This window comes from Pseudomonas sp. NMI542_15 (assembly GCF_021283425.1).
Taxonomy (GTDB): domain Bacteria; phylum Pseudomonadota; class Gammaproteobacteria; order Pseudomonadales; family Pseudomonadaceae; genus Aquipseudomonas; species Aquipseudomonas fortuita.
Window position 1 is genome coordinate 136,043 of sequence record NZ_JAJSRO010000007.1, and the last position, 11,702, is coordinate 147,744.

The 11,702-nt window shown below is 62.9% G+C and carries 10 protein-coding genes; 2 read left to right on the forward strand and 8 right to left on the reverse strand.

Annotation, left to right across the window (positions count from 1 at the left end):
• Positions 1 to 55 precede the first annotated feature (55 nt).
• From LU684_RS13135 to LU684_RS13150, 4 genes are all read right to left on the reverse strand, one after another.
• Positions 56 to 2,902, reverse strand: coding sequence for a valine--tRNA ligase (locus LU684_RS13135; RefSeq protein ID WP_060517599.1), 2,847 nt, complete (start codon positions 2,900 to 2,902; stop codon positions 56 to 58).
• A gap of 185 nt (positions 2,903 to 3,087) precedes the next feature.
• Entirely contained in the window at positions 3,088 to 3,453 is a 366-nt protein-coding gene (locus LU684_RS13140; RefSeq protein WP_016485061.1) for a hypothetical protein, read from the reverse strand.
• 5 nt (positions 3,454 to 3,458) lie between these two features.
• Positions 3,459 to 3,887, reverse strand: a complete 429-nt coding sequence (locus LU684_RS13145; RefSeq protein ID WP_024717624.1) for a DNA polymerase III subunit chi — start codon at positions 3,885 to 3,887, stop codon at positions 3,459 to 3,461.
• A gap of 50 nt (positions 3,888 to 3,937) precedes the next feature.
• The gene (locus tag LU684_RS13150) at positions 3,938 to 5,431 is read right to left on the reverse strand and encodes a leucyl aminopeptidase (protein ID WP_232894712.1); all 1,494 of its coding nucleotides are present in this window, start codon (positions 5,429 to 5,431) and stop codon (positions 3,938 to 3,940) included.
• A gap of 301 nt (positions 5,432 to 5,732) precedes the next feature.
• Here LU684_RS13150 and lptF point away from each other — a divergent pair, with 301 nt between their 5' ends.
• Together lptF and lptG are read left to right on the forward strand one after the other, a co-directional pair.
• Positions 5,733 to 6,848 carry an LPS export ABC transporter permease LptF gene (gene lptF, locus LU684_RS13155; protein ID WP_016485065.1) on the forward strand — a complete coding sequence of 372 codons (1,116 nt, stop codon included), beginning with the start codon at positions 5,733 to 5,735 and terminating at the stop codon, positions 6,846 to 6,848.
• A complete protein-coding gene (gene lptG / locus LU684_RS13160) occupies positions 6,841 to 7,902 on the forward strand; it encodes an LPS export ABC transporter permease LptG (RefSeq protein WP_016485066.1) in 1,062 nt (353 codons plus the stop codon). The genes lptF and lptG overlap by 8 nt, the downstream gene beginning before the upstream one ends.
• A gap of 90 nt (positions 7,903 to 7,992) precedes the next feature.
• Here the strand turns inward: lptG and LU684_RS13165 are convergent, their stop codons facing one another.
• The 4 genes from LU684_RS13165 to LU684_RS13180 form a co-directional block, all read right to left on the reverse strand.
• A complete protein-coding gene (locus tag LU684_RS13165; RefSeq protein WP_023046957.1) occupies positions 7,993 to 8,481 on the reverse strand; it encodes an RDD family protein in 489 nt (162 codons plus the stop codon).
• Positions 8,482 to 8,576: 95 nt separating this feature from the next.
• A complete protein-coding gene (locus tag LU684_RS13170; RefSeq protein ID WP_016485068.1) occupies positions 8,577 to 8,789 on the reverse strand; it encodes a cold-shock protein in 213 nt (70 codons plus the stop codon).
• A 356-nt stretch (positions 8,790 to 9,145) separates the two neighbouring features.
• A complete protein-coding gene (gene gcvT / locus LU684_RS13175; protein WP_060517597.1) occupies positions 9,146 to 10,267 on the reverse strand; it encodes a glycine cleavage system aminomethyltransferase GcvT in 1,122 nt (373 codons plus the stop codon).
• A 27-nt stretch (positions 10,268 to 10,294) separates the two neighbouring features.
• On the reverse strand, positions 10,295 to 11,671 hold the full coding sequence (locus tag LU684_RS13180; protein ID WP_232894713.1) for an L-serine ammonia-lyase: 1,377 nt from the start codon (positions 11,669 to 11,671) through the stop codon (positions 10,295 to 10,297).
• Positions 11,672 to 11,702 lie beyond the last annotated feature (31 nt).

Here is an 11,702-nt window from a genome sequence, read left to right on the forward strand (position 1 = left end):
GCCTTGTGCCGCGAACGAGGGCAAAGCCCTCGCGGGTCAGGTCAGCATTGTCAAGTTACAGCGCAGCAATCCGCGCATGCTGCTCGGTGAAGTTGGCGAGGGCCTGTTCGGACTCGGCCAGCTTGGCGCGTTCCTTCTCGATGACCGCAGGCGGTGCCTTGTCGACGAAGGCGGCGTTGGAGAGCTTGCCGCCCACGCGTTGCACTTCGCCTTGCAGACGCTGGATTTCCTTGTTCAGGCGCGCCAGCTCGGCATCCTTGTCGATCAGGCCAGCCATAGGCACCAGCACTTGCAGGTCACCGACCAAGGCAGTGGCCGACAACGGCGCCTCATCAGCATCCCCCAGGACGGTGAACGACTCGACCTTGGCCAGTTTCTTCAGCAGCGCTTCGTTTTCCTGCAGGCGGCGCTGGTCGTCGGCGTTGGCGTTCTTCAGGAACAGCGGCAGTGGCTTGCCTGGGCCGATGTTCATTTCGGCGCGGATATTGCGCAGGCCGACCATCAGCTCCTTCAGCCACTCGATGTCGCCTTCGGCAGCCGCGTCGATACGGGCTTCATTGGCCACTGGCCAAGGCTGCAGCATGATGGTCTTGCCTTCGATACCGGCCAGCGGCGCGATACGCTGCCAGATTTCTTCGGTAATGAAAGGCATGAACGGGTGCGCCAGGCGCAGCGCCACTTCCAGTACGCGCACCAAAGTGCGGCGGGTGCCACGGGCGCGCTCGACCGGGGCGTTTTCGTCCCACAGTACCGGCTTGGACAGTTCCAGGTACCAATCGCAGTACTGGTTCCAGATGAACTCGTACAGCGCCTGGCTGGCCAGGTCGAAGCGGAACTGCTCCAGCTGGCGGGTCACTTCGGCTTCGGTGCGCTGCAGCTGCGAGATGATCCAGCGGTCAGCCAGCGACAGCTCGTAGGCTTCGCCGTTCTGGCCGCAGTCCTCGCCCTTGTCCAGCACATAGCGGGCGGCGTTCCAGATCTTGTTGCAGAAGTTGCGGTAGCCTTCGACGCGGCCCATGTCGAACTTGATGTCGCGGCCAGTGGAGGCCAGCGAGCAGAAGGTGAAGCGCAGGGCGTCGGTGCCGTAGCTGGCGATACCCTCGGGGAACTCGGCCTTGGTCTGCTTGGCGATTTTCTCGGCCAGCTTGGGCTGCATCATGCCGCTGGTGCGTTTTTCCAGCAGGGCGTCGAGGGTAATGCCGTCGACGATGTCCAGCGGGTCGAGGACGTTGCCCTTGGACTTGGACATCTTCTGGCCCTGGCCGTCGCGTACCAGGCCGTGCACATACACGGTCTTGAACGGTACCTGCGGGGTGCCATCTTCGTTCTTGATCAGGTGCATGGTCAGCATGATCATGCGCGCAACCCAGAAGAAGATGATGTCGAAGCCGGTTACCAGCACATCGGTGGAGTGGAACTTCTTGAGGAACTCGGTCTGTTCCGGCCAGCCCAGGGTGGAGAAGGTCCACAGGCCCGAGCTGAACCAGGTGTCGAGTACGTCGTCGTCCTGGCGCAGGGCCACGTCGGCGCCCAGGTTGTGCTTGGCACGCACTTCGGCTTCGTCGCGGCCAACGTAGACCTGGCCGGCCTCGTCGTACCACGCCGGGATGCGGTGGCCCCACCACAGCTGGCGGCTGATGCACCAGTCCTGGATGTCACGCATCCAGGAGAAGTACATGTTCTCGTACTGCTTGGGCACGAACTGGATGCGGCCATCTTCCACGGCAGCGATGGCAGGTTCTGCCAGCGGCTTGGTGGAAACGTACCACTGGTCGGTCAGCCACGGCTCGATGACGGTGCCCGAACGGTCGCCTTTCGGCACTTTCAGGGCGTGGTCGTCAATGCTCACCAGCAGGCCCTGGGCGTCGAGGTCGGCAACGATCTGCTTGCGCGCGACGAAGCGGTCGAGGTTGGCGTACTGGGCAGGCAGGCGGGTGTCGACCTGCTCGTTGATACTGCCGTCGAGGTTGAAGGCCTGGGCACTGGCCAGCACGAAGGCGTTCTTGTCGAAGATGTTCAGCAGTGGCAGGTTGTGGCGCTTGCCGACTTCATAGTCGTTGAAGTCGTGAGCCGGGGTGATCTTCACGCAGCCGGTACCGAACTCGGGGTCGCAGTAGTCGTCGGCGATGATCGGGATGCGGCGGCCGACCAGCGGCAGTTCGACGAACTTGCCGATCAGTGCCTGGTAGCGTTCGTCGTTCGGGTTGACCGCAACGGCTGCGTCACCCAGCAGGGTTTCCGGACGGGTGGTGGCGACGACCAGGTAGTCCAGGCCTTCGGCGGTCTTGGCGCCGTCGGCGAGCGGGTAGCGCAGGTTCCACAGGTGGCCTTTTTCGTCGTGGTTTTCCACTTCGAGGTCGGAGATGGCCGTGTGCAGCTTGGTGTCCCAGTTGACCAGGCGCTTGCCGCGGTAGATCAGGCCGTCTTCATGCAGGCGCACGAAAGCTTCCTTGACCGCTTCGGACAGGCCGTCGTCCATGGTGAAGCGCTCGCGGCTCCAGTCTACCGACGAGCCCAGGCGGCGGATCTGGCGGCTGATGTTGCCGCCGGACTGGTCCTTCCATTCCCAGACCTTTTCCAGGAACTTTTCGCGGCCCAGGTCATGCCGGTTCTGGCCCTTGGCTTCGAGCTGGCGCTCGACCAGCATCTGGGTGGCGATACCGGCGTGGTCGGTACCTGGCTGCCAGAGGGTGTCGCGGCCTTGCATACGGCGGAAACGGATCAGGGCATCCATGATCGCGTTGTTGAACCCGTGGCCCATGTGCAGGCTGCCGGTCACGTTCGGCGGCGGGATCATGATGGTGTAGGACTCGCCTGCACCTTGTGGGGCGAAATAGTTCTCGGACTCCCAGGTGTTGTACCAGGAAGTTTCGATGGCGTGCGGCTGGTAGGTCTTATCCATGCGCGGCGGGACCCTGTGCATTTATTCGGGAAAGCCGGGAAGTATAACCAAGCTGGGGTGTTGAGGCGACAGCCGCTGGGGCTGCTTTGCAGCCCATTCGCGGCGCAAGGCCGCTCCTACAGGGATCGCGGTGCCTGCAGAAGCGGCCTTGTGCCGCGAATGGGCCGCAAAGCGGCCCCGGAATATCACTCGGTTCGCTTGATCAAGCGCTCGATCCGCGCATCCAGCCGGCGCTTGATCTCGTTTTCGATATGCGGGGTGAAGTCGTTGATCACGTCCTGCATGATCATCTGCGCCGCTGCGCGCAGCTCGCTTTCCAGGTGCAGCAGGGTGTCCTGCCGGCGGGTCTGCGGGTCTTCCTCGGGCTCGACAGCGATCGGTTTGCTATCAGGTGCAGGGTGACCGGCAGGTTCTTCCAGCAGCAACGGGATCTGCTCCACCGTCTCGGTCAGCAGCGGCGGTTGCAGGTCGGCATCGCCAAGCAGCTGGCGGATCGACTCGAGGTCATCGAGCAGATGGGCGGAGTCGGGCAAAGGGGAGGGCTTGTCCATCGTCGTCAAAGTCGCTGTAAGCGGTGGTCTTGCAGAGCATAGCCCTGTTCGCGGTAGAAACGGAATCGTTCACGGGCGGATTGGCGGATGCCAGGCTCTTCCACCACGATTTCGGCCACGCGCTCGAACTGGCCGACGAAGCCCGGCACGCCGGCCCCCAGGTTGATCAGCAGGTCGCGGTGATCGCCCGCGCTGTCATCCAGGCCAAGGGCCACGCCGGCATCGGCATGCAGCTCGGCCAGGTCGTGGGGCACGAAGGCCTCACCCTTGAAGCGCCACAAACGCAGGTCCAGCTCGTTGCGCTGCTCGGCATCCTGGCAATGCAGATAGACCCGGTGACCGAGGCGCCAGGCCTTTTCGCACAGTTTGCAGGCGAAATCGAGCCGCGCCGACAGCGAGTCGGTGGGCAAGATGTAGAAGTCGACTTTGCTCATGGTGGTCATCGCCGGCCGATGGTGCGCTAGACACCACCGGCCTCACGGCATCAGGCGCCAGCGCGGTCCAGCAGGTACTGGGTCAGCAGGGGCACCGGGCGGCCTGTGGCGCCCTTGTCCTTGCCACCACTGATCCAGGCGGTACCGGCGATGTCCATGTGCGCCCAGTTGTAGGCCTTGGCGAAGCGCGACAGGAAGCAGCCTGCGGTGATGGTCCCGGCCTTCGGCCCGCCGATGTTGCCCATGTCGGCGAACGGGCTGTCCAGCTGCTCCTGGTATTCGTCGAACAGCGGCAATTGCCAGGCACGGTCGTCGGCGCGCTTGCCAGCGTCGAGCAACTGGCCGACCAGGTCGTCATTGTTGCCCATCAGGCCGGTGGTGTGGCTGCCCAGGGCGACGATGCAGGCGCCGGTCAGGGTGGCGATGTCGATCACCGCCTGCGGCTTGAAGCGCTCGGCGTAGGTCAGGGTGTCGCACAGCACCAGGCGGCCTTCGGCGTCGGTGTTGAGAATTTCCACGGTCTGGCCGCTCATGGTGGTGACGATGTCACCCGGGCGGGTGGCGCCGCCGCTTGGCATGTTCTCGGCGCAGGCCAGCAGGCATACCAGGTTGACTGGCAGTTGCAGTTCAAGCACTGCACGCAGGGTGCCGAGCACGCTGGCAGCGCCGCACATGTCGTACTTCATTTCGTCCATGCCGGCGCCTGGCTTGAGGCTGATGCCGCCGGTATCGAAGGTGATGCCCTTGCCCACCAGCACGAACGGCTTGTCAGCCTTCTTGCCGCCCTGGTAGTTGAGCACGATCAGGCGCGGTGGCTGGTCGCTGCCCTGGCCCACGGCGTAGAACGCGCCCATGCCCAGGTCCTTGATCTTCTTCTCCTCCAGTACCTCGACCTTCAGCGCCTTGTGCGCCTTGCCCAGGTCCTTGGCCTGTTCGGCGAGGAAACTTGGGTGGCACAGGTTAGGCGGCAGGTTGCCCAGGTCGCGGGTGAAGGCCATGCCGGTGGCAATGGCGCTGGCGTGCTTGACGGCACGCTCGACTTCCGCCTGGCCGGCCTTGTCGGCCAGCAGGGTGACTTTTTTCAGGGCGCGTGGCTCGACCTTCTGGCTCTTGAAGCGGTCGAACACGTACTCGCCGTCGAGCAGGGTTTCTGCCAGCAGGCGGTATTTGCCGTAGTGGGCATCGCGGTTGTTGACTGCGACATCGTCCAGGGCCAGCACGGCATCGGCGCCATTCAGGCCCTTGAGCACGCCGGCCACGCTGGCGACCAGTTTGCGCCAGGTGCGGTCACCCAGGGCTTCGTCCTTGCCACTGCCCACCAGCAGCACGCGCTCAGCTTTCAGGCCCTGCAGGTTCTGCAGCAGCAGGGTCTGGCCTGGCTTGCCCACCAGGTCGCCGCGTTTGAGCACAGCGCTGATGGCACCTTCGCTGGCCAGGTCGACCGCCTTGGCAACGGCGCCAAGCTTGCGGTTTTCACCTACCGGAATGACCAGAGTGGCAGTTTTTACGGATGCAGCAGCTACGCTTTTTACAACCAGTTCCATGTCAGGGTCCCCGAATGATCGATACAAGTGGCGCTGTGTGTTCCAGCGCTCAGGACGGGCTTGGCCGCGTAGTCGCGCGCCAGCGGAAAAGCTGCCAGTTTGAGCCTGCGGCAAGCGTGCTGACAACCCCGATATGCGCCTTCATGCGCGGCCAAGTGACAGGCGCGGTCAATCACAGGATAATGCGCGCACTTTACATGGAGGTTCGCCTTTGGCGAACCGGCATTGGTCTTGGCTGTACTAAGTCATTGTTTGGCGCCATTGCATGGCAGTCCGCCCTGACAACCCAGGAGTGTCTGGTTTGATCGTCTTTCGTTATCTGTCCCGCGAGGTCCTGGTGACCTTGAGCGCCGTCAGCGCAGTGCTGCTGGTGATCATCATGAGTGGGCGCTTCATCAAATATCTGGCCCAGGCCGCCCAGGGCGTGCTCGATCCGGGCGTGCTGTTCCTGATCATGGGCTTCCGGCTGCCGGGTTTCCTGCAACTGATCCTGCCTCTGGGGCTGTTCCTCGGCATTTTGCTGGCTTACGGGCGGCTGTACCTGGAAAGCGAGATGACCGTGCTGTCTGCAACCGGTATGAGCCAGCAGCGCCTGTTGGGGCTGACCATGGCGCCGGCGGCCCTGGTTGCCCTGCTGGTGGCCTGGCTGAGCCTGAGCCTTGCGCCGTTGGGCGTTGCCCAGGTGCAGCAGATCATTGCCCAGCAGGACACGCTGACCGAGTTCGACACCTTGGTGCCGGGCCGCTTCCAGACCCTGCGTGACGGTTCGCGGGTGACCTACACCGAGCAGCTGTCGGACGACCGCGTCAACCTGTCCGGGGTGTTCATCTCCGAGAAGCGCTTCAACCAGGACAAGACCAAGGACCGTGCCCCGTCGGTACTGGTCGCTGAAAAAGGTCACCAGGAGATCCAGGCCGACGGTAACCGCTACCTGGTGCTGGAAAACGGCTACCGCTATGACGGCAATCCTGGTCAGGCCGATTACCGTGCGATCAAGTACGACACCTATGGCGTGCAGCTGCCCAAACCGGAAGTGGCCGAAGAAGTGACCGAGCGCGAAGCCATTCCCACTTCCGAGCTGATCGGCAAGGAGGGCCTGCGAGAGCGCGCCGAGCTGCAGTGGCGGTTGTCGCTGCCGATCTTGGTATTCGTCGTTACCTTGCTGGCGGTGCCGCTGTCCCGGGTCAACCCCCGTCAGGGCCGCTTCCTCAAGCTGCTGCCGGCTATTCTTTTGTACATGGCTTACCTGACAATGCTGATTTCCGTACGTGGCGCCCTCGAGAAGGGCAAATTGCCGATTGGCCTGGGCATGTGGTGGGTCCACGGCCTGTTCCTGTTGATCGGCCTTGGCCTGTTGTACTGGGAACCGCTGCGCCTCAAGCGTGCCGCCCGTCGTGCGGAGGTGGCCCATGGGTAAGCTGGACCGCTACATCGGCCAGAGCGTGCTGCTGGCCATTCTGGCCGTGCTGGGCATCATCCTCGGCCTGGCCTCGCTGTTCGCCTTCATCGACGAGATGGGCGACCTGAGTGATACCTACACGTTGATGGAGGCCGGCAACTTCGTCCTGCTGACAGCACCCCGGCGGCTCTATGACATGCTGCCGATGGCGGCCTTGATCGGCTGCCTGATCGGCCTGGGCAGCCTGGCCAGCAGCAGCGAACTGACCATCATGCGTGCGGCCGGGGTGTCTATCGGCCGCATCGTCTGGGCGGTGATGAAGCCGATGCTGGTGCTGATGCTGGTAGGGCTGCTGATCGGCGAATACGTGGCACCGGTGACCGAGAACAAGGCCCAGGCCGACCGTTCCCTGGCCCAGGGCGGTGGTGAGGCGCAGAGCTCCAAGCGCGGCATGTGGCACCGCCAGGGTGAAGAGTATGTGCACATCAACTCCGTACAGCCCAACGGCCTGCTGCTGGGTGTGACCCGTTACCGCTTCGACAGCGAGCGCAAGATCGTCACCTCAAGCTTCGCCCGCCGCGCGCAGTACCAGAACGACCACTGGCTGCTCGCCGACGTGCGTACCACCTACTTCCGTGGCGACCACACCGAAGTGGTCGGCGCGCCGCAGGAGCGCTGGGACGTTTCGCTCACGCCAGAACTGCTCAATACCGTGATCCTGGCGCCGGAGTCGCTGTCCATTACCGGGTTGTGGGATTACATCCACTACCTGTCCGACCAAGGCCTGAACAATGCCCGTTACTGGTTGGCGTTCTGGACCAAGGTGCTGCAGCCGATGGTTACCGCGGCGCTGGTGCTGATGGCGATCTCGTTCATCTTCGGCCCGCTGCGTTCGGTCACCCTGGGCCAGCGTGTGTTCACCGGTGTGCTGGTGGGTTTCGTGTTCCGTATTGCCCAGGACCTGCTGGGGCCTTCTAGCCAGGTGTTCGGCTTCCCGCCGCTGCTGGCGGTGGTGATCCCGGCGGGGATCTGTGCCTTGGCCGGTGTCTGGCTGTTGCGTCGGGCGGGTTGATGGCCTGAGCTGCATGAAAAAGCCGACCTCAGGGTCGGCTTTTTTGTGGCTGATGGCCCTATGGCCGGAGCAGGCAACACAACGCTCAAGTCATCTCTTTTGCTTCGGTACCCGCACCAGCTGGCTTTCCGAATAGATGTCATGCCAGCCACGCTTTCGCTTGTCGATCAACACCCAGAAAAAACCCAGCCCCAGGCACAGCCATGAGGCAATGGATACCACGAAGCGCAACAATGCCTGCCACAGGCTGATGGCTGAGCCATCGGCATTCTGCACGCGCACGCCCCACACCTGCATGCCCAGCGTCTGCCCGCCATGGGTCCAGAACTTGGCAAAGAAGCCGAACAAGGCGAACAGCAGTACCGTCGACAGTAGCGGGTCGCCATCCAGTGCACCGGCCTCGGTCAGCTCACGCATGCGCGCTTCGCCAATGATCGCCATCTGGATCAGCTTGTAGGCACCGGCGGTCACGATCAGCAGTGCAGTACACAGCAGGAAGTCGTAGAACATCGCGGCCAGTCGTCGGCCAAAGCCAGCGGCGGGGAAGTCACCCTGTGGGAGAAGGTGGGGCTTGGGCATCGCTGGGCAGCTCCGAATGGAAAAGGCTCATTCTATGGAATTGCAAGCAAAAAAAAGCCCCTGCGCGTCAACGCAGGGGCTCTTTTATAGAAGTTTCAGCCTTCTGCCTGGACTTCGTCAGCCTGCATGCCCTTTTGGCCTTGCACAGCAATGAAGGTCACTTTCTGGCCTTCTTTCAGGCTCTTGAAGCCGTTACCTTGGATTGCGCGGAAGTGCACGAACAGATCCGGACCGGTCTCTGGGGTGATGAAGCCGTAACCTTTTTCGTCATTGAACCACTTGACGGTACCGCTCTGACGCTCAGCCATTGTCTTATTTCCTATGAAACTAATTTTTGATGACAGTTTCTTCTGCATTGTTTGTAAGCAAAAGATTACTGGGCTGGGTTGCAGGAAAGTAAGAGACGTCGAACGGGTTGTAGCAGATTGCGGCTACTGGCCCAGGTCACGAACTGTTGCGACCCATGCAAACACAGTGCAGTGACTCTACGCCAACTCCCGAGCGAAAAACAAGCCCTTGCCCGCAGGGGAAATCGACCGCTTGCCGATAACCGACCGAATTGTCGGAAACGGCATGGCGCCTGGCCTGGCGCCATGTTCAAAAGTTATTGGGCAGGTTCGAAATCGAATATCTCGAACCTGACCGCAACCTTCACAAAGCCGTTTCAGCCACGGTAGTAACGTTGCGCCACGAAAGGCATTTTGCTGACCTTCAGGGCAACCTTCTTGCCACGCACTACGGCAAACAGTGCGGTATCGAGTGCAGCATGTTCATTATCGACATAACCCATTGCAACCGGTGCGCCGAGTGTCGGCCCGAAGCCACCGCTGCACACTTTGCCCACCGGTTTATCGTTGGCATCAACAATATCGGCGCCTTCACGTACCGGCGTGCGCTCCTGGGGCAACAGGCCAACACGTTTGCGCGCCACACCGTCGCGCTGGTGGGCAAAGATCGCTTCGGCGCCGGGGAAGCCGGCAGCACGTGCACCGTCGGCACGGCGCACCTTGGAAATCGCCCACAGCAGGCTGGCTTCGATCGGGGTCGTCTCGGTATTCATGTCATGGCCATACAGGCACAGGCCGGCTTCCAGGCGCAGCGAGTCCCGCGCGCCCAGGCCAATGGGCTGTACTTCGGGCTCGGCCAGCAGGCTGCGGGCCAAGGCGTCGGCGGCATGGACCGGTACCGAAATTTCGTAGCCGTCTTCGCCGGTGTAGCCTGAGCGGCTGACGAAGCAGTCTTCACCCAGCAGTTTTACCGGCCGGAACTGCATGAAGGTCATGCCGGCCACTTCCGGGGCCATGCGCTCCAGCACCTTGACCGCGGCCGGCCCTTGCAGGGCGAGCAGGGCACGTTGGTCGAACAGCGGCTGCACCTCGCAACGGCTCCCGATGTGTGTTTGCAGGTGGGCCAGGTCCTGGTCCTTGCAGGCTGCGTTGACCACCAGGAACAGGGTATCGTCGCCCAGGTTGGCAACCATCAGGTCGTCAAGGATGCCGCCTTGTTCATTGGTGAACATGGCATAGCGCTGCATGCCCACCGGCAGGTCGATGATATCCACCGGCACCAGGCTTTCCAGGGCCTTGGCGGCATCGGCACCGCGCAGGATGATCTGGCCCATGTGCGAGACATCGAACAGGCCGGCCTGCTCGCGGGTGTGCAAATGCTCCTTGAGCACGCCCAGCGGGTACTGCACCGGCATGTCGTAGCCGGCGAACGGCACCATGCGCGCACCCAGTTCCAGGTGCAGGGCGTGCAGTGGGGTCTTGAGCAGTGTTTCGGACATCGGTGACTCCTTGGTTTTATTGTGGGGTCAACATTCGATGATGTTGACGGCAAGACCGCCGCGGGCGGTCTCCTTGTATTTGCTTTTCATATCGGCGCCGGTCTGGCGCATGGTGCGGATGACCTTGTCGAGCGACACGAAGTGCTGCCCGTCGCCGCGCAAGGCCATGCGCACGGCGTTGATCGCCTTCACCGAGCCCATGGCATTGCGCTCGATGCAGGGCACCTGAACCAAGCCGCCGATCGGGTCGCAGGTCAGGCCCAGGTTGTGTTCCATGCCGATTTCGGCAGCGTTCTCCACCTGTTGCACGCTGCCCCCCATCACTTCGCACAGTGCCCCCGCCGCCATGGAGCACGCCACGCCGACCTCGCCCTGGCAGCCCACTTCGGCGCCGGAGATAGAGGCATTCTCCTTGTACAGGATGCCGATGGCTGCGGCGGTGAGCAGAAAACGCACCACCCCGTCTTCGCTGGCGCCCGGCACGAAGCGCATGTAGTAGTGCAGCACCGCCGGGACGATGCCCGCCGCGCCATTGGTGGGCGCGGTAACCACACGCCCGCCATTGGCATTTTCCTCGTTCACCGCCAGGGCATAGAGGTTGACCCAGTCGAGCACCGACAGCGCATCGCGCAGGCTGGCCTCCGGGTGACGGCTCAGCTGGCGGTACAGGGCTGGGGCCCGCCGCTTGACCTTGAGCCCGCCTGGCAGAATGCCCTCATGCTGGCAGCCGGCATCGACACAATCCTGCATCACTTGCCAGATACGCAGCAGCCCGGCGCGGGTTTCTGCCTCCGGGCGCCAGGCGGCCTCATTGGCCAGCACCACCTGGCTTACCGACAGGTTCTGCGTGGTGCAGTGGCCAAGCAGTTCCTTGGCGGTTTTGAACGGGTAGGGCAGCACGGTGCTGTCCTCGACGATGCGGTCGTGGCCGGCGGCATCCTCGTCGACCACGAAACCACCGCCCACCGAGTAGTATTCGCGGCTGCGGATTTGCAGGCCGGCGTCGTCGAAGGCGCGGAAGATCATGCCGTTGGGGTGGTAGTCCAGTGGCTTGCGGATCATTGCCAGGTGTTGTTTCTCGTTAAAGGCAATGTCGTGTTCGCCGAGCACACGCAGGCGGCCGCTGTCGCGGATCACTTGCAGGCGCGCGGGGATGGATTCGGTGTCGACGGTGTCCGGGTGCTCGCCTTCGAGGCCGAGCAAGACCGCCTTGTCGCTGCCGTGGCCCTTGCCGGTTGCGCCCAGCGAGCCATACAGCTCGGCCTTGACGCTGGCGGTGCGGGTGAGCAGGTCATCACGGCGCAGCCCTTCGGCGAACCGTGCGGCGGCGCGCATCGGGCCGACCGTGTGGGAGCTGGAGGGGCCGATGCCGATCTTGAACAGGTCGAAGACGCTCAGTGACATGGTGGTTCCTCCAGCCAGGGATATTAGGCGG